We start from the raw sequence: 22,171 nt of genomic DNA, 5'->3' as shown, positions 1-22,171 counted from the left end.
TTGCCCTTTTTCCGTGCCAGTCAGGGTACGAAAATAGGGGGGATTTAAGTGACGCAGGATACAGCCAAAGCAAGCCGTCCAATGGGTTTTTGGATGGCACTTGCGCTCGTCATGGGCAGCATGATTGGGTCAGGCGTATTCCTGTTGCCTGCGAGCCTTGCGCCCTTGGGCTGGAATTCCGTTATTGGATGGTTGATTACCGTAGCTGGCGCATTGTGCGTAGCAGCGGTATTTGGCGCGTTGAGCAAGGCCTTGCCAAAGGCGGGTGGGCCTTACGCCTATACGCGCGCGGCCTTCGGCGACGGCGCGGGCTTCGCGATTGCATGGGCCTATTGGATATCGATGTGGGTTGGCAACGCCGCCATCGCCACCGCTGCGGTAAGCTATTTGAGCCAGTTGTTTCCGGTTGTCGGAACGCATGGCGTATCGTCGGCAGTGACCATCGCAATTATTTGGGCATTTACGCTCATCAACATTCGCGGCACCAAGCTTGCCGGGCAAGTTCAGATCGTATGGACGGTTGCAAAGCTGCTGCCTCTGGTCGCGGTGATCGGGCTTGCGGCCTATGTCCTTGCGACCCAGGGCACCGCGCTTGTCCGGCCATTTGTTGCCGCAGACATTTCGGCGGCGAGCATTTCCACCGCTACCATATTGACCCTATGGGCCATGCTTGGGCTTGAGCTGGCGACCGTGCCTGCCGACAAGGTGCAGGACCCCGAACGCACCATCAACCGCGCGACGCTTTTTGGAACCGCCGGCGCTGGCGTCATTTATATCCTCGTCTGCTCTGCCGTAGTCCTGATGCTGCCGGTTGCCATCACCAGCGTATCGGCGGCGCCATTTGCGGACTTTGTAAATGTATATGCGGGCACCAATGCCGGCACCGCGATCGCCGCAGTCGGCGCTATCAGCGCGCTTGGCGCGTTGAACGGTTGGATCATGTGTCAAGCCGAGATGCCCGCCGCTTTGGCGCGCGACGGCCTGTTCCCGGCATTCATGGGCAAAGAAAGCGCCAATGGCACGCCGCGCAACGCCCATCTGTTTACCTCAACGCTTTTGACGCTGGTCATCCTGATGAACAGCAGCCGGTCGATGTCATCGATGTTTGAATTTCTCATCTTGCTCACCACCGCCATTGTTCTGGTGATGTATTTCGGATGCGCCGCGGCTGCGTTCCGTTTGATGACCAAAGGACAGTTGCCGGGCAAAGCGGGTTTCAAGGTGATATTGTTGCTCGCAGCGCTCTATTCCTGCTGGACGATCTATGGCGCTGGGGCCGAAGCCTTAATCTGGGGCGTTGTTTTATTGTTGGCCGGGTTCCCGGTTTTCTGGCTGTTGAAGCTTGCAAGGGGTTCCAAACCCACGAGCTGACGCCTACATGCACAGAACACGAAATTTGCGGGACATTCGATGAGCTACACTACCGATTTGGGCCTTTATATTGATGGCAGCTGGCGCAAGGGCGAAGGCCGCGACTGTCACGCCGTTATAAATCCGGCCACTGGCGAAACGCTCGCGGAGCTGCCGCTGGCGACCGCGGCAGACCTCGATGAAGCGCTTGCCGCGACAGCAAAGGGTTTCGCATATTGGCGCGGCGTCGATGTGAATGCCCGCGCCGCAATATTGCATAAGGTTGCCGATCTCATCCGTGACCGGGCAGAGGGCATCGCCGTTCTGCTCACGACGGAGCAGGGTAAGCCACTCGCCGAAGCGCGGACCGAGGTTCTGTCCTGCGCCGCGCAGTTTGATTATTTCGCCGAAGAGGCCAAGCGCAGCTATGGCCGGGTTCTCGTCCGGCCAACGGGACAACGCGCGATTGTGCTGAAACAGCCCGTTGGACCCGTTGCCGCATTTTCACCGTGGAATTTCCCGGTCAATTTGATGTGCAAAAAAATGGCGGCGGCGCTCGCTGCGGGCTGCTCGATCATCGCCAAGCCACCGGAAGAAACGCCAGCAAGCACAAGCGGCATCATGCAGTGCGTCATCGACGGCGGCGTTCCGGGCAATGTTGCGCAGCTGGTCTATGGCGTTCCCGATATGGTGAGCCGCCATTTGATTGCATCACCCATCATCCGCAAGGTCAGCTTCACAGGGTCTGTGCCCGTGGGCAAGCATTTGCTGAAACTTGCGGCAGACGGCGTTAAGCGCACCACGATGGAATTGGGTGGCCATGCGCCTGTGCTCATTTTCGACGACTGCGACCTTGAAAAGGCCATCACTTTGTCGGCGACCACCAAGTTTCGGAACGCCGGACAAGTGTGCATTTCACCGACGCGTTTCTATGTGCAGGAAGGCGTCTATGACCGCTTTGTGGCGGGCTTTGCTGCGCATACCCGCCAAGTTCAGGTTGGCAATGGATTGGACGCTGGCACCGTCATGGGACCATTGGCCAATGCGCGGCGGCCATCGGCCATCGCGGCCCTCGTGGAAGATGCAACGTCAAAAGGCGCAAAGCTGTTGGCGGGTGGCACGCGCGGGGAACAGGGCTATTTCTTTCAGCCCACAGTGCTCGCGGACGTTCCCATGTCGGCAGACGTCATGGACAATGAACCATTTGGCCCCGTTGCACTGATGCGGCCATTCAAGACGTTGGACGAAGCCATTGAACAGGCAAACCGCTTGCCCTTTGGCCTTGCGGCTTATGCCTTCACCGAAAACGCGCGGCAGGCGAACCTTGTGGCTGATGCTTTAGATACCGGCATGGTCGGCCTGAACAGCTTTGTGATTTCCATGCCTGACGCGCCCTTTGGCGGGGTCAAGGAATCCGGCTTTGGCAGCGAAGGCGGCCCCGAAGGTCTCGACAGCTATTATGTGACCAAAGCGGTCCATCAATATTGATACAGCGGCAGCTCTGGCTGATTGGTGGGCTGTGCGCTCTGGCGCTTGGCACCATTGGTATAGCGCTGCCGTTGCTGCCGACCGTACCCTTTATGATATTGGCGGCGTTTTGCTTTGCGCGCAGCAGCCCGGCGCTTGAAGCCCGCTTGATGAATCATCCGGCCTTTGGGCATCATATTGTTGCATGGCGCGAAAAAGGGGTGGTGAGCAGGCGCGGCAAATGGTCGGCAACGACCGCCTTTGGCATCAGCATAGCTATTGGATTAATCACGTTGGCATTGCCGTGGTCGTTAATACCGCTTGGCGTTGCGATACTGTGTCTTGGTTGGATTTGGCGACAGCCCGAAGCCTAAATCGCTGCGTCGCGCACGATCGCGATCCCCGCCTCGCGTTGTTTTTTGAGATCCGCCTTCAACTTGGCGGGATCACGCGCAAACACGAAACCAAAGCTGACGCCGCCTTCCTTGCCGATGGTGGCATGGTGCAATTTATGCGCCTGAACCAGCCGCTTGGCATAACCACTGCGCGGCACATATTTGAAGTAACGCTGATGCACGAGGCCATCATGCACCACGGTGTAGATGATGCCGTAAAATAGCACGCCAAGCCCAATCCAGGTCGCTGGCTCCCAAGCTCTTTCACCAAGCAACAAAGGGCTGCCAATCGCAAATAAGGAGATGCTCGTAACCGCGCCGACAATCCCGTAAAGATCGTTCTTTTCCAGCGTGTTGTCATGTGGCTCGTGATGGTCACGGTGCCAGCCCCAGCCCCAACCGTGCATGATATATTTATGGCTCGACCACGCCACCCATTCCATGACGAAGACGGTGCCAAGCACAATGAGGATGATGCTGATAATGCCCATATTGTTCCCATTAGACGCAAACAACGGAATATTGAAGTGCAACGATTGTCACCTCACTTGATTTCGTTGCAATCAGTTCTATGGCACTTTTATTATGTCCACACCGCAAACACTGTACGAAAAAATCTGGAACGCCCATGTCGTCGAACAACGCGACGATGGTACGTGCCTGATCTTCATTGACCGCCACCTTGTGCACGAAGTGACCAGTCCGCAGGCTTTTGAAGGCCTAAGGGCGGCAGGACGCCGTGTCCGCCGGCCCGATTTGACATTGGCTGTGCCTGACCACAACCTGCCCACCACCGCGCGTCTGGACAGCCACGGACAACCGATCCCGATTGCAGACCCCGAAAGCGCCCAGCAATTGGAAGCGCTGGAGCGAAACGCGCCGGAGTTCGGCATCGACTACATCAATGCCTCCGATGCCAAGCAGGGTATCGTCCATGTTGTTGGGCCAGAGCAGGGCTTTTCCCTTCCCGGCACGACGATTGTGTGCGGCGACAGCCACACCGCTTGCCATGGTGGCCTTGGCGCCTTGGCATTCGGCATTGGTACGTCTGAGGTCGAGCATGTTCTGGCCACACAGACGCTCCAACTGACCCGTTCAAAGTCCATGGAAGTCCGCGTCGAGGGCGAATTGCGCGCAGGCGTGTCCGCCAAGGACGTGGTGCTGCACATCACCGGCGTACTTGGTGCCGCCGGCGGCAGCGGCCATGTGATCGAATATACCGGATCCGTCATCCGCGCGCTCAGCGTCGAAGGGCGGCTGACCATTTCCAACATGGCCATTGAACATGGCGCGCGTGCGGGCCTCGTGGCACCCGACGAGACCACTTTTGCGTATATCAAAGGCCGGCCTATGGCACCGTCAGGCGCGGATTGGGACGCAGCGGTTGCCTATTGGCGCACACTCGCGACCGACCCGGGTGCAACCTATGACAAGGTCGTATCGATTGATGCCGCCGATATCGCACCCAGCGTCACATGGGGCACCAGCCCCGAAGATGTGTTGCCAATTACAGGCATCGTGCCAGACCCGTCCAGCTTTGCCGATCCGTCCAAGCAGGAAGCCGCGCGCAAATCGCTGGATTATATGGGGCTGACGCCCGGCACGCGGATGACCGATATCGAAGTGCAGAATATCTTCATCGGCAGCTGCACCAACAGCCGCATTGAAGATCTGCGCGCCGCCGCTGAAATCTTAAAAGGCCGCAAAAAGGCAGCGAATGTCAAATGGGCGATTGTCGTGCCCGGCAGTGGCCTTGTGAAGCAGCAGGCGGAGGACGAGGGCCTAGACCGGATATTTACGAGCGCTGGGTTTGAATGGCGCGAGCCGGGCTGTTCGGCATGTTTGGGGATGAACCCGGACAAGGTGCCCGCCGGCGAACGTTGCGCATCAACCAGCAACCGGAATTTCGTCGGCCGCCAAGGACCAGGCGCGCGCACGCATCTGGTAAGCCCGGCAATGGCCGCAGCTGCTGCGGTGACGGGCAAGCTCACCGACGTCCGTGCGCTCGCCAATTAATGGTAACGCACGCACGCCACCGCTGGCTTATGCGGCGGTGCCAGTGAAGCTATTCCCTTTACTTGTCACAAATGCCGAAGCTAAAGCAGTTGGCATCAAGGAAGAGGCTTATGACCAATAAAAAATCCGACAATGGCGACACATGGTCGACCACAGCAAAGGTTGGCGCGGCAGTGGGTTCGGCGGCACTGATGGCGGCGTTAATTTACGCAGGGCGCCGCAGTCTGACCCAGAAAAAGGGAAAGCTGGAACCAATGTCGCCTGAGCCCGAAGTTGCGCCGATGACGCACAATCAGCCCAAGACAGATACGGACTAAAATCATGAAAGCGATAAGCCGTGTTGAAGGCCGGGCCTATCCCGTCGGTTTGAAGAATATCGACACCGATGTGATCATCCCCGCGGTGTGGCTGAAAACCATTAGCCGCGCTGGACTGGGCAAGGGTGCGTTCGAAAGCTTACGCGCGGTGCCGGGCAACGTATTTGACGACCCTGAATATGCCGGTGCGCCAATATTGATCGCTGGCGACAATTTCGGTTGCGGATCGAGCCGCGAACATGCGGCATGGGCGATGGCCGATTTGGGCATATCAGCGGTGATTGCGCCCAGCTTTTCCGACATATTTTCGGGCAATGCGTTCAAGAATGGTTTGCTCGCTATTGTTCTGCCGCAGGCGGCAATTGACCGGTTGATGGAAGTCGCGCGGACCGATGACATTCACATCGATCTGGAAACGCAAACTGTCACCACCCCGTTTCAGGACCGGTTCGAATTTGACATCGACCCATTCCGTAAACATTGCCTGATTAACGGTGTAGACGAAATTGGCCTGACGCTGAAAAGCAGCGACGCGATTTCGGTGTACGAAGCCAAATTATCTGCGGACCGGCCCTGGCTGGCGCCAAACCCCGTTTAGGAGAGAGACATGCGCGCATTATTATCGACCGCAAGCGGCGGCCCAGAAACACTTGTCATGGGCGAACTGCCTGAGCCCACCGCCGGACCCGGTCAGGTTGTGGTCGCGGTAAAGGCCTGTTCGATCAACTTCCCCGACACGCTGATGATTGTCGACCTTTATCAATTCAAGCCAGAGCGTCCCTTTGCGCCGGGCGGCGAAATTGCGGGTACAGTCGAAGCTATTGGCGAAGGCGTGACCGGCTTTGCCATTGGCGACCGCGTCATTGGCCTGTGCGGCAATGGCGGCCTGACCGAAAAAGTCGCGGTCGCAGCGTTCAATTGCTTCAAAATGCCCGACGCCATGTCCTTTGACGATGGCGCAGCTTTGTTGATGACCTATGGCACATCAATCCACGCGCTGAAGGATCGCGGCCATATGAAGTCCGGCGACAATGTCCTTGTGCTGGGCGGCGCAGGCGGCATCGGGATTTCGGCGATTGAACTGGCCAAGGCATTTGGCGGCCGTGTTGTCGCCGGTGTATCCAGCGAAGCAAAGGCAGACATCGCGCGCGAAGCTGGCGCTGACGAAGTGGTCGTCTACCCGCACCAGCCGTTCGACAAAGACCAGTCCAAGGCTGTCGCCGAAATGTTCAAAACGGCCGCTGGCCGGGACGGCTATAATATCATTTATGACACCGTGGGTGGCGACTATAGCGAACCTGCCGTTCGGTCGATTGCGTGGGAAGGCAAATTTCTCGTGGTCGGCTTTCCCGCAGGGATCGCGAAATTGCCATTAAACCTCACACTGCTGAAAAGCTGCGACGTGTGCGGCGTTTTCTGGGGCGCCTTTGCCGCACGTACGCCGCAGAAAAATCACGCCAACATTGCAGAGCTGTTTGACCTATATGCAGCGGGCAAGATCAAGCCGCGCATTTCGGAAACATTCGCGCTTGCGGACGCCGGAACAGCAATCGCACGACTGGGTGACCGGGCAGCGGTTGGAAAGCTCGTCGTACACATTTAACAAGACCGGCCTTGTTGCGCGACGATGCAGGCATTATCTTTGAACAACAGTAAAATGGAACGGCATGATGACAACTTTCGACAATCGCGAAAAAGCCTTTGAAAACAAGTTTGCACATGATGCAGACCTGCAATTCAAGATAACCGCCCGCCGCAACAAGCTGGTGGGTCAGTGGGCAGCCGAAAAAATGGGCCTGACCCCCGAAGAAACAACGTCTTATGCGACATCGGTCGTGCAGGCGGACTTTGAAGAAGCGGGCGACGAAGACGTAATCCGTAAGCTGCTTGGCGATTTGACATCGGCCGGTATCGACGTGGATGACGCGATGATCCGCGCTGCGCTCGAAGACAAAATGGTGGAAGCCCGCCGTCAATTTATCGAGCCTGCATAATGGCCATGCACGCCCACGAAATTGAGGAAATGATTCAAGCCGCGCTTCCCGATGCTTTTGTCGAAATCACTGACCTTGCGGGCGACGGCAACCATTATGCCGCACGCGTCGTCAGCGAAAGCTTTCGCGGCATGCCGCGCGTAAAACAGCACAAGGCCGTGTATGACGCTTTGGGCGGACGCATGGGCGGTGTCTTGCATGCCCTTCAGCTGACAACAGCTACCCCCTGATTATTGGAGTATTGAAATGAGTGTTAATGAACGGATCGATGAGATCGTCAAAGGCAATGATGTCGTCCTTTTCATGAAAGGTTCGCCATTGTTTCCGCAGTGCGGATTTTCCAGCAAGGCGATCGCCATTCTGGACCATCTGAATGTCGCCTATGAAAGCGTCGATGTGCTGCAGGATATGGAAATCCGCGCAGGCATCAAAGATTATAGCGACTGGCCAACAATTCCGCAGCTGTACGTCAAGGGCGAGTTCCTTGGTGGTTCGGACATCATGATGGAAATGTACGAAGCGGGCGAGCTGCAAGCAATTGTGGACGCAGAAGGCCTGGCCAAGGCTGGCTAAGCCGACCCGGTATCAAACGGGGGCGGGTTCAGCCCCGCCTTCCGCCCGGCGGATATGCGGCAGCAACAGGTGCAGCCAGCCTAATGCAAGCAGATAAGACACAGCGGCAAAGATAAACAATGGGGTGTAGCCAAGCCCCGCCGCCAAAACGGCGCCAGTCACCAATTGAATCAGGGCACCGCCCATATTCCCCATGAATGCCCCAAAGGCCGTTACGCGGCCAACCTTTGCGCGTGGCACAACATCGGTAATGATGGAAAATATCGACAGGGAAAAACCCTGATGTCCGGCCATGACGACGCCCATCATGATCGCCACTGGCCAAAATGAATCCAGCGTAAGTACGAATGGCAGCGGCACGACGATGGCTGCGGATCCCAGCATGATCGTCTTGCGTACGCGGTTGACGCTCCAACCCGCTTCCAAAAGTCGTGTCGACAGCCATCCTGCGAACACTGCACCCGCGCCCGAACCAAAAAAAGCGATGGCCAAAGGTATTGCGAGTTCACTGGTTGTAAGGCCGAATTCCTTGCGATAAAAATCGGGTAGCCAGAAATTTATGAGCCACCATGTTGCGTCGGAAAGCGCCTTCGCGATGACAATCGCCCACGTACGCCGTTCAAGCAATATCGGCCCATATGGCGCGCCGCCATCGGAAAAGTCGCGATTGGCATCTTCCGCCTGATCATCAAATTTCACGCCTCGTGCGAACCACAGCCATAATGCAAGCGTGACAAATCCACCGATGCCGCCAAAGATAAGCGCGCCGCGCCATCCCCAGATGGCCGCGATCACAGGAATGAAAAAGGGCATGGCAATTGTACCAAGGCCCGCAATTGCCGTGCCTACCCCAAAAGCAAACGACCGCTTGTCTGCTGGAAACAGGGTCGCAACGGTCTTGATGGTCAGCGGTGTCTGCACGGCTTCGGTCGCACCAAGCCCGATGCGCGCGGCGACAACATGCCATCCGGCAACCGCCCACCCATGTGCCATGGCCGCAAGGCTCCAGGTCGTCACACCCGCTACCATCGATCGCAACACGCCCAATTTGTCCACCAGCCAGCCGGTGAACAAGAATGACAGCGCAGCCGCAACCTGCGTTACAAAAGCCAGATTGGCAAAATCAGTATCGCTCCAGCCGAGATCGGCGGATATGTCAGGCTTAAGGATCGCGATGACCGGCCGATCCATCGCATTGAAGATACCCGCGACACATAACAGTCCGAAAAGGATCCAACGCAATGTTGGTGTGATAGGCTTCACTTCGCTTCACCCCTGCGCATGACTGTGTCCACTTGGCGTATAGTCCAACCTGCTTTATGCTGGAACTTCTGATGCATCTGCCTATAGAAGGCCATATGACACCGCAAGACATAAACGCGAATTATATCGCTGACCTGTACGGCGAGACATATCTTGCCGAGGACAATCCGGCACCGCGCAAACGATTGATGATCGGCGCATTGTTCCCGGGTCTTGCTGTGGTGGGTATCGCGTCGGTCGCAGCGACTTGGTTCTCCGAACATTATGCCATGCCCGTCATATTGGCCGGGCTTCTGCTTGGTCTGGCGCTCAATTTTATATCGGCTGAGCAAAAGGTTCACCCGGGCCTTGATTTCTGCGGCACCTCTTGTTTGCGGTGGGGCATCGTTCTGTTGGGAACGCAGGTGACCGTCATGCAGATCGGTGGATTGGGTGCACTCGCGTTTCTGGGGCTGGTGTGCATCATGGCGCTGGTGATGGGTGCAGGCCTGCTTGGTGCGCGACTGGGTGGACAAAGCAATTATGCAGGTTGGCTTGCGGGCGGCGCAACGGCGATTTGCGGCGCGTCAGCAGCCTTGGCTATTTACGCCGTTATTGGCCGCGAGCGGCTGAACCAGAACCAATTCACGCTGACATTGGTGGGCGTTTCACTCGCCAGTGCTATCGCCATGTCCTTTTACCCCCTCATCGCGGCGCAGCTTGCCTTTACCGATCGTCAGGCGGGTTTCCTGATGGGCGCAGCGATTCATGATGTCGCGCAGTCGCTGGGCGGTGGCTATAGTTTTTCCCAATCCGCCGGTGAAACGGCAACGATTGTAAAGCTGTCGCGCGTGGCCTTGTTGGCCCCTGCAGTGGCGCTCATTGGCCTTGCCATCGGTGCGGGCAATGGCCAATCGAAAAGCCTTGCGGCGAAGTTGAAACTGCCGTGGTTCATCATCGCATTCTTCGCGGTGGTTGCCGTCAACTCGTTTGTCGACGCACCAAAGTGGGTGGCCGAATATGGCCTGCTGGCATCCAAGGCGATGCTCTTGTTCGCTGTTACCGCAACCGCTATGCGGTCACGCCTTGATCTGTTACTCGGGCAAGGTTGGAAGGCGATGCTACCCGTCATGCTCGCCACTTTGACCGCTTTCATTGCCGCGGCCACCTTTGCTTGGGGATTTTTATGAGCCAGCCAATTTTTGACCTCGCCGTAATCGGCGGCGGCATAAACGGTGCGGGCATTGCGCGCGACGCGGCCGGGCGAGGCGCAAAGGTGGTCTTGCTTGAGCGCGGCGATCTTGCGCGCGGCACATCCTCTGCATCGACAAAACTTATTCACGGCGGGCTGCGCTATCTTGAGCATTATGAATTCGCGCTGGTCCGGGAATCGTTGATTGAGCGCGAACGGTTGTGGGCCATTGCGCCGCACATCATTTGGCCGCTGCGCTTCATCCTACCGCATCAAAAGGGCATTCGGCCCGCATGGCTCGTCCGCCTGGGCCTGTTTTTATATGACCATATTGGCGGCCGCAAACTGCTGCCCGCGACCCGCACCGTAAAGCTTGCGTCTGAACCCGCCGGTAGGCCGCTGAAGCCGGGATTCACCACTGCGTTTGAATATTCCGATTGCTGGGTGGATGATGCGCGATTGGTCATCTTCAACGCCATGGACGCCGCACAACATGGCGCGGAGATCCGCACGCATTGCGAAGTGACGCATATCGAACGACGCGATGGCATCTGGCATATCGAAATTGCAGGGCAGCCACCCATCAAGGCGCGCGCCGTTGCCAACGCAGCAGGACCAGCGGTGCTTGAACTGCTTGCGCGCACCACCGGGCGGCAACGCAACGCAGCTGAAACCATCCGGCTTGTCCGCGGCTCGCATATCGTTGTGCGCAAAATGTTCGATACGCCGCAGGCCTATTTCTGCCAAAACCCCGATGGCCGGATCTTCTTCGCGATACCCTATGAGGATGATTTCACGCTGATCGGCACGACCGATGCCGATCACAAAGGTTCGCTCGACGACGTTTTCGCGACGCCCGAAGAAATCGATTATATCTGCGAATCCGCTGGGGCATATTTCAAACAAACCATCACCGCGGCGGATGTTATATACAGCTATGCCGGTGTTCGTCCGCTGGTCGATGACGGGTCTGGCAAGCCTGAAACCGCATCGCGTGGTTACCATTTCGAAGTCGACGTTGATGCCGATGGGCAAGCGCCGATCCTATCTGTCTTTGGCGGCAAGATTACAACATACCGCCACTTGGCAGAGAGCGCCGTCAAAAAGCTCGCCGGATATATGCCCGTTCTCGATGGGCGAAGCTGGACCCTCCAACAGCCGCTTCCGGGTGGCGATTTTCCGACCGATGGTGCCGATGACTTGGCGAACGAACTGCAGCGCGCATACCCGTTTCTGCCTGCGCCCCTCACCCATCGCTGGGTGCGCAGCTATGGCACGCTGACGCGATCAATTCTGGCCGATGCCAACACAATCAAAGATCTCGGCACGCATTTTGGCCATGGGCTATATGCGCGCGAAGTCGACTATTTGATCGGCCAGGAATGGGCGCGCTCGGCAAGCGACATATTGTGGCGGCGCAGCAAGCTGGGTCTGCGTTTTTCTGCTGACGAAACACAGAAATTGGAAAGCTACGTCGCGGGCAAATTACGGAAATAAGGCCGCATAAGTGATGCGCTTGTGGCTGAGCAAGGAAAACTGCCGCGACATCGACTCCTTTCTGGGTTGATTTCCGCCAACAAAGGGACCATCTGCGCCCAATCGGAGTAAATTTATCTGATTAGGGTCGATGTTATGCGTTTGTCGAATATGGCAGATTATGCAGTGGTGGTTATGAGCGCGGCGTCGCGCCATTGCGGCTCTGCGCGCGTATCTGCGACGGACCTTGCGACCGAAACCGGCCTTGCGTTGCCCACGACTCAAAAGCTGGTGAGCATGTTGACCAAGGCGGGTCTGTTACGTTCGGCACGTGGCACGGGGGGTGGCATTACGCTTGCCCGTCCTGCTGCGGCCATCAACCTGGCGGATATTATTGAGGCCGTCGAAGGCCCAATTGCGATGACCGCGTGCTGCGATACGCATAAACACGCCTTGGGCCAGCATTGTGCGAAAGAAGGCAGCTGCCACGTCCAATCGCATTGGCCCGTCGTCAACAACGCTGTGCGCGGTGCGCTTGCGCAAATCAATTTGGCAGGACTGACGCGATGACCGACGATATTGAGATCAAAGACAAGGCTGCGTGGGACGCCGCCGAAAAGGTCGCCGATTACGAGCATGGCTGGTCGTCGGACATCGAAACCGATTTCGCGCCAAAGGGCCTGAACGAAGATACCGTCCGCTTCATTTCGGCAAAGAAGAATGAGCCCGAATGGATGCTCGAATGGCGGCTTAAGGCGTTTGCCATGTGGAAAACGATGGAAGCGCCGGATTGGGCCAAGCTCAATGTCCCGCCCATCGATTATCAAGACGCCTATTATTATGCCGCGCCCAAGGCGAAGCCGAAGCTGAATTCACTGGACGAGGTCGATCCCGAAATCCTGCGTGTTTATGAAAAGCTGGGCATTCCGATTGCCGAACAGAAATTGCTTGCCGGTGTCGATGGCGGTGAAGATGGGGGCTTGCCCCAACGCCGCGTCGCGGTTGATGCCGTGTTTGACAGCGTGTCAGTCGCAACGACCTTCCGCGCCGAATTGGAGCGGGCTGGCGTTATATTCCGCAGCATTTCGGAAGCGATTAAGGAATATCCTGACCTCGTCCGCAAATATCTCGGCAAGATTGTGCCGATGCACGACAATTATTTCGCTACGCTCAATTGCGCGGTCTTTTCCGATGGCACGTTCGTCTACATCCCCGAAGGCGTGCGCTGCCCGATGGAGCTTTCGACCTATTTCCGTATCAACGCGGAAAATACAGGGCAGTTCGAACGGACATTAATCGTCGCTGATAAGGGCAGCTATGTCAGCTATCTCGAAGGCTGCACCGCGCCGATGCGCGACGAGAACCAGCTGCACGCCGCCGTGGTCGAACTGGTCGCGCTCGACGATGCCGAGATCAAGTATTCGACCGTGCAAAACTGGTATCCCGGCGACGCAGAAGGCAAAGGCGGCATCTATAATTTCGTGACCAAGCGCGCATTGTGTCAGGGACGGAACAGCAAGGTGAGCTGGACGCAGGTTGAAACCGGCAGCGCGGTGACGTGGAAATATCCAAGCTGCGTATTGAACGGCGAAAACAGCGTCGGCGAATTTTACTCGGTCGCGGTGACCAACAATCATCAGCAAGCCGACACCGGCACCAAGATGATCCACAATGGCAAGGGCAGCCGCTCGACCATTGTCAGCAAGGGCATCAGCGCCGGACACAGCAACAACACCTATCGCGGGCTGGTGCGCGTTGCGCCAAATGCAGAGGGCGTGCGCAACTTCACCCAATGCGACTCGCTGCTGCTGGGAAGCTTAAGCGGCGCGCATACAGTCCCCTATATCGAAGTCCGCAACCCAAGCGCGCAGATCGAGCATGAGGCGACGACGAGCAAGATTTCGGACGACCAGATGTTCTACGCCATGGCCCGCGGCCTGAACGCCGAGGAAGCGGTCGCGCTGATCGTCAACGGCTTTGCCAAGGAAGTGCTGCAGCAACTGCCGATGGAATTCGCGGTTGAGGCGCAGAAGTTGTTAGGTATCAGCCTTGAGGGGAGCGTGGGGTGAGGCATTGTCGCCTCTCCAACGCAAAACGATTTAACGGAAAAACAGACGTCATATGCTCCAAATACATAACCTCCACGCCAATGTTGGCGACAAGCCGATTCTCAAAGGCCTCACGCTCTCGCTGAACGCGGGCGAGATCCATGCGATCATGGGTCCGAATGGCGCGGGAAAATCGACGCTGGGTTATGTGCTATCGGGCCGCCCGGGTTATGAGGTGACCGAAGGTTCGGTGACCTTCAACGGTCAGGATTTGCTCGCCCTCGAACCGCATGAGCGCGCCGCCGCCGGCCTGTTCTTGGGTTTTCAATATCCGGTCGAAATCCCCGGCGTATCGAACGTCCAGTTCCTGCGCGAGGCGCTTAATGCGCAGCGCAAATATCGCGGTGAGGCGCCGCTAACGGGTGGTGAATTCCTGAAGGTCGCACGCGAACAGGCAGGCGCGCTTGGCATGGATATGGAGATGCTCAAGCGTCCCGTGAATGTCGGCTTTTCCGGCGGCGAGAAAAAGCGCAACGAGATGGTGCAAATGGGTATCATCGACCCTGCGCTCGCGATCCTCGACGAAACCGACAGCGGCCTCGACATAGACGCGCTGCGCATAGTGGGTGATGGCATCAACCGCATCATGCGCAAGCCGGACAAGGCTGTGCTGCTGATCACCCATTATCAGCGGCTGCTCGATTATGTGAAGCCCGACTTTGTGCATGTCCTCGACGGTGGCCGCATCACGCGGACCGGCGGCGCGGAGCTCGCGCTTGAGCTGGAGCGTGACGGATATAAGGAATTGGCGGCATGAGCACCGCAGGCATTAACCTTTTCCTTCTTCGTGCCTTCGTGCCTTCGTGCGAGTCTAATTTTGTTCGCACGAAGGCACAAAGACACCAAGAGGTTTTGCGTCGATGACCGTTGCGCTCCCATCGCGGCATGACGAGGCTTGGCGCTACAGCGACATTGATGCGCTGGCGCGGGCGTGGCCATTGCCTGCGCCCGAAAGCATCATCGTGCCTGCGGGCGGCACATTTGCGCGGACGATTATTCAGGACAGCGGCACTATCCATCAATTGGACATCGCGATTGGCAAAGGCGCCACCGCCGCAATCCATGTGTTGAATATCGGCGGTGAATATGGGCGGGTAGAGCTTAACGTCACACTGCACGAGAGTGCTGATTTCAAACTTGGCGCGGTGCAAATTGGTGGCGGCACGCAAACGCTTGAGGTCATCACCACTGTCACCCATGCAGAACCCGGCGCAACGTCATCGCAGATTGTCCGCTCCGTCTTGGCGGGTACAGCGACCGGCACCTATCTCGGCAAAGTAGCCGTGGCGCGCGATGCCCAGCAGACCGACAGCGTACAGTCCGTCAAAGCGATGCTGCTGGACCGCAGCGCGACGGCCAACGCCAAGCCTGAACTCGAAATCTACGCCGACGACGTCAAATGCGCCCATGGCTGTGCGATTGGCGAGTTGGACGCCATGGGACTTTTCTATCTGCAAGCGCGCGGTATTACCCCTGCCGATGCAAAGAAGCTGATGTTGCAGGCATTTGTCGCCGGCGTGTTTGAAGGCGCGGCGGATGAAGAGGCGCTGACCGAAGCGGCGTTGGCCAAATTGGGGGATTTGGTGTGAGCGCACGGTTCCCTCCAAATCGTCGTCACCCTGAACTTGTTTCAGGGTCTATTTCGCCTCGCAGAGCTTCGGTCTCAGTTGCACGATGGATGCTGAAACAAGTTCAGCATGACGGTGTGTTGCTATGCTGATGTCCGCATCACCTATCCGCGACCAGTTCCCCGGCCTTGCCAACAACTGGCATTATCTCGACACCGCCGCGACGGCGCAAAAACCGCAGGTCGTTCTCGACGCGATGATGCGTGCCGGCGGCGCCGATTATGCCACCGTCCATCGCGGCGTCTATGCCCGCTCGGCCAATATGACTGTCGCGTTTGAGGCAGCACGCGAGCGCGTAGCGCGGTTCATCGGCGCAGCATCGCCGAACGAAGTCGTGTTCGTGCGCGGCGCGACCGAGGGCATCAACCTTGTCGCGCAAAGCTGGGGTCCGGCCAATCTGAACGCTGGCGACCGCATCATGCTCAGCCAGTTGGAGCATCATAGCAATATAGTGCCGTGGCAGATGCTGGCGGAGAAGGTCGGCGCGCATATCGACGTCTGCCCATTGACCAACGATGGCCTGATTGACCTCGATTGGCTGGAAGCGAACCTTACTGCACAGCACAAGCTCGTCGCGCTGGCGCATGTGTCCAATGTGCTTGGGTCGGTCCTTGGCGTAAAGCGTGCGGCCAAGGCTGCACATGCCGTCGGTGCCAAGCTCATGCTCGACGGCTGTCAGGCCGCACCGCGCAAGCGGCTGAACATGGCCGAGCTTGGCTGCGACTTTTACGTCATGTCCGGCCACAAATTATACGGTCCAACCGGCGTTGGCGTGTTGTGGGCAAAGGCGGAAACGCTGGATTCCATGCCCCCATGGCAAGGCGGCGGCGCGATGATTGATCGTGTGACCTTTGAAAAGACCACCTACGCCCCGGCGCCATCGCGGTTTGAGGCGGGCACGCCAATGATTATCGAGGTGATCGGCCTGCACGCCGCAATCGACTTTATCGACAGCTTTGGTCCCGAGGCGATATTCGCGCATGAAAGCGCGCTCGCCGCGCAAACGCGCGACGCTTTGCGCGGCATCAACTCGGTCACCTTATACGGTCCGGAAAAGTCCGCTGGCATCGTGTCCTTCAGCATGGAGGGCATCCATCCGCACGACATTGGCACGATCTTGGACGAAGAAAATGTCGCCATTCGTGCCGGCCATCACTGCGCACAGCCGCTGATGGATCATCTGGGCATCCCCGCCACCGCGCGGGCGAGCTTTGGTATTTATAATGACGAAAATGATGTCGCAGCGCTGGTGCGCGGGCTGGAACGGGTGAAAAGGATTTTTGGATGAATTTCCCCGCTTTCGTCATGCTGAACTTGTTTCAGCAAAACAAGCCGCAGTCGCGTGTTATCCTGAAACAAGTTCAGGATGACGAGGAGTAATTATGAACGAGAACATCCGGATAGAAGAAGTTGATAGCGTCGAAAAGCCGCCCCGCGCGCGCGTGGAAAACGCCGTCGAAACACCTGGCGAAACATTGGCCCGCAAGAAGGATTATCTGGAAGGGTTTCTCGCGCAGAAACCTGCTGCGCCATCACCGGGCGAACCCGACGGCGATTTGTACGAAGCGGTCATTGCCGCGCTTAAGGAAATTTACGACCCGGAAATTCCGGTGAACATTTATGACCTTGGCCTGATTTACAATGTCGAGATCAATGACGGCCATGCGCTTGTGTCGATGACACTGACGACCCCGCATTGCCCAGTCGCGGAATCGATGCCGGGTGAAGTTGAACTGCGCGTTGGCGCGGTACCGGGCATTGGTGATGCTGAAGTAAATTTGGTCTGGGAACCGGCATGGTCGCCAGCCAATATGACCGATGAAGCCCGTCTGGAGCTTGGAATGTTATGACCGATGCAAAGACCCGCGTTCGCCCCGCTGCAGTCATCCTGACGCCCGCGTCGGAAGCGCGGATTGCCGAACTGATGTCCAAGGCACCCGAAGGCGCAATTGGCGTGAAATTGTCCACGCCGCGCAGGGGCTGTTCGGGCCTCGCTTATTCGGTCGACTATGTGTCCGAAGCCATCGCCTTCGATGAAAAAATCGAAACGCCGGGCGGCGTGCTCTATATCGATGGCGGCTCGGTGCTCTATCTCGTCGGATCCATCATGGATTGGGTCGAAGATGAATTTGCCGCGGGCTTTGTCTTCAATAATCCCAACGCCACAGGCAGTTGTGGATGCGGCGAAAGCTTTACGGTTTAAAAACCGAACTGCAGCCGGAACGCCACGCCGATGTCATCCGGCGCGCTTTCGAAATGCCCCGGCTCCTGTCGCCAGAACAGGTTTGACGAGACATAGCCGCCGCTCATTGGCAATATCCACGCAAGCTCGCTCGCGATTTCGCGGCCTTGCGGCGCAAGGCTGAAGCGTCTGATGCCGAATGTCGGGTTGAGCGTCGCATAATCATAGGCAATGGGCACATTCAGCGCGAGGCCGCCGCTGGTAACACGTAGCGGTTGGGCAAATCGCAACGCCAGCCGGTCGCCATACGCAAATGCATTGGCCCGTGTGACGTCAAAGGAGAATGCGTTGCTCTTCAGCAGGCTTTGTCCCGTCAATGTCGACCCCGCATTGGCATAGGTCCACCCATGCCGCCAACTGGTGCCGATGGACCAATCCTGCCCCAAGGTTGCTTCCATATTGCCGTCGACGAACAGGCTGCGCGCACCGCCGCGACCGATGAAGTTGGCAAAGCGCGCGCCAAGGATAGTTTCATCCTCCCGCATCCAATTGGCGCCCAGCGCCAGTCTGGCCGGCCCGATCTTGCGATCCAGCGAGAGCCCTAATGTTGCATAAGGATATTGGCGGGTACCGCGGCGGAGATATTCGTCGCTAGCGCCTTGATAAAGACGGGCGTCGCCATGTTCGACGCTGCCCGTCAGTCCGAAACCACCCAATTTCTGTCGCAAGGCAAAGGATTTGCCGGGCTGGCGCTCAAACCCGTCCTCCATCCGTGCCTCACCAGCGGTCAAAAACGCGCTGCTTTCCATGTCTTGTAACGCAACGACCTGATTGGCGGCGGTTTGCCGAATGCCCAAACTAAAGCGGGTATCTTTGCTAATCGCTGCGCTCACCCGGCCTGCCAAAAACCGCGCCTGTCGCGCTTGCCCCTCCGAAAGCGCGAGCGGCAATATGCTGGCTGCACCAACGCCGCTGTCGCTGATGGAAAATGCAATTTGGGTAGTGCCAAGAACCGCGTTGACCGACCGTTCCTGATGGATAAGCGCAGGCGTCAAACGCAACCGGGGCGCTGTGGCATTCAATCCATGCGCAAGATCGATGTCATATGCACGGCCATAGCTATCCACGATCACCGCGTGCACGGGACGATTGGACATAGCAACATCGCCCATCGGGCCACTTGTTGTGCCACCATTGCCCGAAAGCGGAACTTCCATTGTTGTGCCCGCCAACGACGTCTTTCCGGCGGGCGCAAAGGCACGCGCGATATCCAATATGCCGCGTCCGTAAATTGCGTCAGTGCCAGGGTCGCCCGCATCGCGTGCGGACGTCAGCAGCAGATCGACGATTTGCAAACCCGTCAGGTTCGGGAAAGCCTGCGCAAGCAATGCTGCGGCTCCGGAAATCTGTGGCGCGGAAAATGATGTGCCTTGGAAAACGCGGGTGATTGTCTGCCCATTTTGGTCGAACCGGTAAATTGCGTCGTCCCGATACTCGCAGCAGATGCCCTGCCCCAGTGCCGACAAAACCGACGCCTGCGAAACGCCAGCCTTGTTGCTGAAATTCGAAATCACACCCTGATCATCGACCGAGGCAGCGATAATGACGAGGCCGTTACCATTGGCCAACAATGCCCGGGCAAACGGGCTTGGATGATTGGGGTCGAACGCAGGCACGACATCATTGCCTTCATTACCAGCCGAAACGACGATGATGATGCCTGCCTGAGTCGCGCGGTGAATCGCTCCGCGAAGCGTGTCACTCGCGCCACCTGCACCACCCAGAGATATATTTACAACGCGCGCACCATTGTTGATGGCGCGGTCCACGCCTGCTGCAATCGCGAAGTCATAAAATGCGCATTGCGCCGCATCCTCACCGGGCGCAGCTGTCGTGCAGCTTCCGGCTTGGTCTGCCCGCAATGCTAAAATCGTCGCGTTAAAAGCAATGCCATGGACATCGCGGTCATCCTTGGCAGCGGCCAGCACGCGCGCGACTTCCGTCCCATGACCATCATCGTCGCCAAGCGGCCTACCTGCGCCAGTGACATCGCCCGACTGCGCATGAATACGCCCGGTGAATTCGTGGCTATTGGGATCAATCCCAGAATCAATAACGCCCACGGTTACACCCAATCCCGATGCGCCGGTGCGATAGGCCGTTATCGCGTTGTGAAAGCCCGGACCGTCCGACTGATTAAATTCCGTTGTCGCAAAATTTGGCGTGGGGGGCGGGGGTGGGAGTGGGGGCGCCACAACTGGAGGGGGTGTGGGCGGTGCAGGTGGCGTCGAGTTTACGCTGCCGCCGCCGCAGGCAGAAAGCGACAATGCACATATAATCGAACCGCCGATGACCAGCTTACGATCGGACAAAGCTGCGCTCATGACATTACCCCCTAAGCGGGATCACCCTTTTACGCACAAATCGCTTTCGCCAATCATAACATGGTTATTGAGATATTACCAACGCGTTGTTACGCGCGGACCATGCAATCATATTTCACCGATATCGACACATGGATCTTTGATCTCGACCTCACTCTATATGGCCCGGAGGCGAATATCATGGCGCAGGTCCGGGATCGTATTGCGCTATATGTCGAGGGTCATTTCCAAATTGGTTCCGTCGAGGCGCACGAAATCCGACATCGTTATTGGAAAAAATACGGTACGACGTTGGGCGGGCTGATGGCTGAACACGGGGTTGACCCTTATGGCTATCTTGATTTTGTGCATGAGGTTGACCTGAGTCTCTTGCAGCCCGCGCCGGATTTGCGTGCGTATATTCATGCTTTACCGGGGCGCAAAATCATCTTCACCAACGCCGACGCACCTTATGCCGAGCGTGTGTTGACCGCCCGCGGTCTGGACAATGTGTTTGAGGATGTTTTTGACATCCACCGGATGCAGCATATGCCAAAGCCATTCGCTGGCAGTTATGATGCCTTGTGCAGCGAATTGAGGATCGACGCCACGCGTGCACTTTTTGTGGAAGATTCCGCGCATAATCTGGTCCCAGCCAAAGCGTTGGGCATGCGCACAATTTGGGTGAAACATGAAGGCGAAGCTGATAGCGCAGCATATCAAGACCATATCGACCATGAAATTACCGATGTGACCCAATGGCTATCGGAAATTCACAGCTTTGAAAGAGCCGCATGACTGGACAACTAACCGCCATCATTGACGCCGCATGGGACGCCCGTGACGCGATCAGCAGCGCCACGCAAGGCGAGGTGCGTGACGCCGTACAAACAGCATTGGCCGGTCTTGATGCCGGTTCATTGCGCGTTGCGGAAAAGCTGGATGGTAGTTGGCAGGTCAACCAATGGCTGAAAAAAGCCGTATTGTTGTCGTTCCGGTTGAATGACAATGTCGTGGTTGACGGCGGCGCAGCTGGCGCCCCTGCCTATGACAAGGTCCCTTCCAAATTTGCAGGATGGGGCGAAAGCCGCTTCCGCGACGCAGGATTCCGTGTTGTGCCCGGCGCCGTCGCGCGGCGCGGCAGCTTCATCGGCAAGAATGTTGTATTGATGCCGAGCTTTGTAAACATCGGCGCACGCGTTGATGAAGGCACCATGGTCGACACATGGGCAACAGTCGGAAGCTGCGCGCAAATCGGGAAAAATGTCCATCTGTCGGGCGGCGTTGGCATTGGCGGCGTACTTGAACCGCTTCAGGCTGGCCCCGTCATCATTGAAGACAATTGCTTCATTGGCGCACGGTCAGAAGTTGTCGAAGGCGTCGTCATCGAAGAAGGCGCAGTGCTTTCGATGGGTGTTTTCATCAGCTCCACCAGCAAAATCATTGACCGGACAACGGGCGAAATCTTTGTAGGCCGCGTGCCAGCTTATTCGGTTGTTGTGCCGGGTTCACTGCCCGGAAAAGCGCTTCCCGATGGCAGTCCGGGTCCAAATCTTTCCTGCGCGGTCATCGTCAAACGCGTCGATGCGCAGACCCGCGCAAAGACAGCAATCAACGACCTGTTGAGGGATTAATTCGCCGAACCGAACAGGGACGATCAAAACGGACTTGCAATTCGGACGGATTTACTCCAGATGATGCGGGCGGACCGGGCCCCTCTGGCGCTTCGCTTCTTCGGAAGGAACGTGATGTCGGCCGCATCGGATGTTTCCGGTGCACTGGTCAGGCGGTCTTCAAACCCCCCGAAATACGCTCGTCTGTGCCCGGAACATCCGATTGAACTTAAACAATGTTCAAGAGGATGTAGT

Annotated in this window: 24 protein-coding genes; 21 read left to right on the top strand and 3 right to left on the bottom strand. The window is 57.4% G+C overall.

Annotation, left to right across the window (positions count from 1 at the left end; genetic code table 11):
- Positions 1-48 precede the first annotated feature (48 nt).
- Genes ACIQZK_RS07595 through ACIQZK_RS07585 form a run of 3 tightly spaced genes read left to right on the top strand, consistent with a single transcriptional unit; the run spans position 49 to position 3,191 of the window.
- Positions 49-1,371, top strand: coding sequence for an amino acid permease (locus ACIQZK_RS07595; RefSeq protein WP_397575598.1), 1,323 nt, complete (start codon positions 49-51; stop codon positions 1,369-1,371).
- 39 nt (positions 1,372-1,410) lie between these two features.
- Complete coding sequence (locus ACIQZK_RS07590; protein WP_397575597.1) at positions 1,411-2,838, top strand: NAD-dependent succinate-semialdehyde dehydrogenase; 1,428 nt, start codon at positions 1,411-1,413, stop codon at positions 2,836-2,838.
- Positions 2,838-3,191, top strand: coding sequence for a YbaN family protein (locus tag ACIQZK_RS07585; protein ID WP_397575610.1), 354 nt, complete (start codon positions 2,838-2,840; stop codon positions 3,189-3,191). The genes ACIQZK_RS07590 and ACIQZK_RS07585 overlap by 1 nt, the downstream gene beginning before the upstream one ends.
- On the opposite strand, the gene ACIQZK_RS07580 is transcribed toward ACIQZK_RS07585, so the two are convergent.
- Positions 3,188-3,703, bottom strand: coding sequence for a sterol desaturase family protein (locus tag ACIQZK_RS07580; RefSeq protein ID WP_397575596.1), 516 nt, complete (start codon positions 3,701-3,703; stop codon positions 3,188-3,190). The genes ACIQZK_RS07585 and ACIQZK_RS07580 overlap by 4 nt on opposite strands.
- 94 nt (positions 3,704-3,797) lie before the next feature.
- Here ACIQZK_RS07580 and leuC point away from each other — a divergent pair, with 94 nt between their 5' ends.
- The 7 genes from leuC (at position 3,798) to grxD (ending at position 8,112) form a co-directional block, all read left to right on the top strand.
- Positions 3,798-5,228: a 3-isopropylmalate dehydratase large subunit gene (gene leuC, locus ACIQZK_RS07575; RefSeq protein ID WP_397575595.1), complete on the top strand. Its 1,431-nt coding sequence runs from the start codon at positions 3,798-3,800 to the stop codon at positions 5,226-5,228.
- Between the two features lie 110 nt (positions 5,229-5,338).
- Positions 5,339-5,545: an isopropylmalate isomerase gene (locus tag ACIQZK_RS07570; protein WP_397575594.1), complete on the top strand. Its 207-nt coding sequence runs from the start codon at positions 5,339-5,341 to the stop codon at positions 5,543-5,545.
- Between the two features lie 4 nt (positions 5,546-5,549).
- A complete protein-coding gene (gene leuD / locus ACIQZK_RS07565; protein WP_397575593.1) occupies positions 5,550-6,143 on the top strand; it encodes a 3-isopropylmalate dehydratase small subunit in 594 nt (197 codons plus the stop codon).
- A gap of 9 nt (positions 6,144-6,152) precedes the next feature.
- Positions 6,153-7,148: an NADPH:quinone oxidoreductase family protein gene (locus tag ACIQZK_RS07560; RefSeq protein ID WP_397575592.1), complete on the top strand. Its 996-nt coding sequence runs from the start codon at positions 6,153-6,155 to the stop codon at positions 7,146-7,148.
- Between the two features lie 67 nt (positions 7,149-7,215).
- Entirely contained in the window at positions 7,216-7,539 is a 324-nt protein-coding gene (locus ACIQZK_RS07555; protein ID WP_397575609.1) for a DUF1476 domain-containing protein, read from the top strand.
- A complete protein-coding gene (locus tag ACIQZK_RS07550) occupies positions 7,539-7,769 on the top strand; it encodes a BolA family protein (RefSeq protein ID WP_397575591.1) in 231 nt (76 codons plus the stop codon). Before ACIQZK_RS07555 ends, ACIQZK_RS07550 begins: the two co-directional genes overlap by 1 nt.
- A gap of 10 nt (positions 7,770-7,779) precedes the next feature.
- Complete coding sequence (grxD, locus tag ACIQZK_RS07545) at positions 7,780-8,112, top strand: Grx4 family monothiol glutaredoxin (protein ID WP_395629040.1); 333 nt, start codon at positions 7,780-7,782, stop codon at positions 8,110-8,112.
- A gap of 12 nt (positions 8,113-8,124) precedes the next feature.
- On the opposite strand, the gene ACIQZK_RS07540 is transcribed toward grxD, so the two are convergent.
- Positions 8,125-9,375: an MFS transporter gene (locus tag ACIQZK_RS07540; protein ID WP_397575590.1), complete on the bottom strand. Its 1,251-nt coding sequence runs from the start codon at positions 9,373-9,375 to the stop codon at positions 8,125-8,127.
- A gap of 95 nt (positions 9,376-9,470) precedes the next feature.
- Between ACIQZK_RS07540 and ACIQZK_RS07535 the strand changes: the two genes are divergently transcribed.
- The 9 genes from ACIQZK_RS07535 to ACIQZK_RS07495 all read left to right on the top strand — a co-directional run bounded on the left by ACIQZK_RS07535 (position 9,471) and on the right by ACIQZK_RS07495 (position 17,961).
- Positions 9,471-10,544, top strand: a complete 1,074-nt coding sequence (locus ACIQZK_RS07535) for a YeiH family protein (RefSeq protein ID WP_397575589.1) — start codon at positions 9,471-9,473, stop codon at positions 10,542-10,544.
- Positions 10,541-12,043, top strand: a complete 1,503-nt coding sequence (locus ACIQZK_RS07530) for a glycerol-3-phosphate dehydrogenase (protein WP_397575588.1) — start codon at positions 10,541-10,543, stop codon at positions 12,041-12,043. Before ACIQZK_RS07535 ends, ACIQZK_RS07530 begins: the two co-directional genes overlap by 4 nt.
- 135 nt (positions 12,044-12,178) lie before the next feature.
- A complete protein-coding gene (locus ACIQZK_RS07525) occupies positions 12,179-12,592 on the top strand; it encodes an SUF system Fe-S cluster assembly regulator (RefSeq protein WP_183939063.1) in 414 nt (137 codons plus the stop codon).
- Positions 12,589-14,091 (top strand): Fe-S cluster assembly protein SufB, encoded by a 1,503-nt coding sequence (gene sufB, locus ACIQZK_RS07520; protein ID WP_395637303.1) that lies wholly within the window; start codon positions 12,589-12,591, stop codon positions 14,089-14,091. The genes ACIQZK_RS07525 and sufB overlap by 4 nt, the downstream gene beginning before the upstream one ends.
- Before the next feature lie 52 nt (positions 14,092-14,143).
- The gene (gene sufC / locus ACIQZK_RS07515) at positions 14,144-14,887 is read left to right on the top strand and encodes a Fe-S cluster assembly ATPase SufC (protein ID WP_397575587.1); all 744 of its coding nucleotides are present in this window, start codon (positions 14,144-14,146) and stop codon (positions 14,885-14,887) included.
- 103 nt (positions 14,888-14,990) lie between these two features.
- The gene (locus tag ACIQZK_RS07510) at positions 14,991-15,719 is read left to right on the top strand and encodes a SufD family Fe-S cluster assembly protein (RefSeq protein ID WP_397575586.1); all 729 of its coding nucleotides are present in this window, start codon (positions 14,991-14,993) and stop codon (positions 15,717-15,719) included.
- A gap of 130 nt (positions 15,720-15,849) precedes the next feature.
- A complete protein-coding gene (locus tag ACIQZK_RS07505) occupies positions 15,850-17,046 on the top strand; it encodes an aminotransferase class V-fold PLP-dependent enzyme (RefSeq protein ID WP_397575585.1) in 1,197 nt (398 codons plus the stop codon).
- Positions 17,047-17,140: 94 nt separating this feature from the next.
- The gene (locus ACIQZK_RS07500) at positions 17,141-17,608 is read left to right on the top strand and encodes an SUF system Fe-S cluster assembly protein (protein ID WP_306064587.1); all 468 of its coding nucleotides are present in this window, start codon (positions 17,141-17,143) and stop codon (positions 17,606-17,608) included.
- A complete protein-coding gene (locus ACIQZK_RS07495) occupies positions 17,605-17,961 on the top strand; it encodes a HesB/IscA family protein (RefSeq protein ID WP_397575584.1) in 357 nt (118 codons plus the stop codon). Before ACIQZK_RS07500 ends, ACIQZK_RS07495 begins: the two co-directional genes overlap by 4 nt.
- Here the strand turns inward: ACIQZK_RS07495 and ACIQZK_RS07490 are convergent.
- A complete protein-coding gene (locus ACIQZK_RS07490; protein ID WP_397575583.1) occupies positions 17,958-20,324 on the bottom strand; it encodes a S8 family peptidase in 2,367 nt (788 codons plus the stop codon). The genes ACIQZK_RS07495 and ACIQZK_RS07490 overlap by 4 nt on opposite strands.
- A gap of 102 nt (positions 20,325-20,426) precedes the next feature.
- Between ACIQZK_RS07490 and ACIQZK_RS07485 the strand changes: the two genes are divergently transcribed.
- The gene (locus ACIQZK_RS07485; protein WP_397575582.1) at positions 20,427-21,101 is read left to right on the top strand and encodes a pyrimidine 5'-nucleotidase; all 675 of its coding nucleotides are present in this window, start codon (positions 20,427-20,429) and stop codon (positions 21,099-21,101) included.
- Entirely contained in the window at positions 21,098-21,937 is an 840-nt protein-coding gene (gene dapD / locus ACIQZK_RS07480; RefSeq protein ID WP_397575581.1) for a 2,3,4,5-tetrahydropyridine-2,6-dicarboxylate N-succinyltransferase, read from the top strand. The genes ACIQZK_RS07485 and dapD overlap by 4 nt, the downstream gene beginning before the upstream one ends.
- Positions 21,938-22,171 lie beyond the last annotated feature (234 nt).

Source organism: Sphingorhabdus sp. (assembly GCF_044338195.1).
Classification (GTDB): Bacteria; Pseudomonadota; Alphaproteobacteria; order Sphingomonadales; family Sphingomonadaceae; genus Sphingorhabdus_B.
The sequence above is the reverse complement of the archived record's forward strand: the minus strand, read 5'-3'. Positions and strand labels throughout refer to the sequence as shown.

Coding starts and splice junctions, on each gene's coding strand:
- ACIQZK_RS07590 (WP_397575597.1), top strand. CDS start 1,411: ATGAGCTACACTACCGATTTGGGCCTTTATATTGATGGCAGCTGGCGC.
- ACIQZK_RS07580 (WP_397575596.1), bottom strand. CDS start 3,703: ATGGGCATTATCAGCATCATCCTCATTGTGCTTGGCACCGTCTTCGTC.
- leuC (WP_397575595.1), top strand. CDS start 3,798: ATGTCCACACCGCAAACACTGTACGAAAAAATCTGGAACGCCCATGTC.
- ACIQZK_RS07570 (WP_397575594.1), top strand. CDS start 5,339: ATGACCAATAAAAAATCCGACAATGGCGACACATGGTCGACCACAGCA.
- leuD (WP_397575593.1), top strand. CDS start 5,550: ATGAAAGCGATAAGCCGTGTTGAAGGCCGGGCCTATCCCGTCGGTTTG.
- ACIQZK_RS07560 (WP_397575592.1), top strand. CDS start 6,153: ATGCGCGCATTATTATCGACCGCAAGCGGCGGCCCAGAAACACTTGTC.
- ACIQZK_RS07555 (WP_397575609.1), top strand. CDS start 7,216: ATGACAACTTTCGACAATCGCGAAAAAGCCTTTGAAAACAAGTTTGCA.
- ACIQZK_RS07550 (WP_397575591.1), top strand. CDS start 7,539: ATGGCCATGCACGCCCACGAAATTGAGGAAATGATTCAAGCCGCGCTT.
- ACIQZK_RS07535 (WP_397575589.1), top strand. CDS start 9,471: ATGACACCGCAAGACATAAACGCGAATTATATCGCTGACCTGTACGGC.
- ACIQZK_RS07530 (WP_397575588.1), top strand. CDS start 10,541: ATGAGCCAGCCAATTTTTGACCTCGCCGTAATCGGCGGCGGCATAAAC.
- ACIQZK_RS07525 (WP_183939063.1), top strand. CDS start 12,179: ATGCGTTTGTCGAATATGGCAGATTATGCAGTGGTGGTTATGAGCGCG.
- sufB (WP_395637303.1), top strand. CDS start 12,589: ATGACCGACGATATTGAGATCAAAGACAAGGCTGCGTGGGACGCCGCC.
- sufC (WP_397575587.1), top strand. CDS start 14,144: ATGCTCCAAATACATAACCTCCACGCCAATGTTGGCGACAAGCCGATT.
- ACIQZK_RS07510 (WP_397575586.1), top strand. CDS start 14,991: ATGACCGTTGCGCTCCCATCGCGGCATGACGAGGCTTGGCGCTACAGC.
- ACIQZK_RS07505 (WP_397575585.1), top strand. CDS start 15,850: ATGTCCGCATCACCTATCCGCGACCAGTTCCCCGGCCTTGCCAACAAC.
- ACIQZK_RS07500 (WP_306064587.1), top strand. CDS start 17,141: ATGAACGAGAACATCCGGATAGAAGAAGTTGATAGCGTCGAAAAGCCG.
- ACIQZK_RS07495 (WP_397575584.1), top strand. CDS start 17,605: ATGACCGATGCAAAGACCCGCGTTCGCCCCGCTGCAGTCATCCTGACG.
- ACIQZK_RS07490 (WP_397575583.1), bottom strand. CDS start 20,324: ATGAGCGCAGCTTTGTCCGATCGTAAGCTGGTCATCGGCGGTTCGATT.
- ACIQZK_RS07485 (WP_397575582.1), top strand. CDS start 20,427: ATGCAATCATATTTCACCGATATCGACACATGGATCTTTGATCTCGAC.
- dapD (WP_397575581.1), top strand. CDS start 21,098: ATGACTGGACAACTAACCGCCATCATTGACGCCGCATGGGACGCCCGT.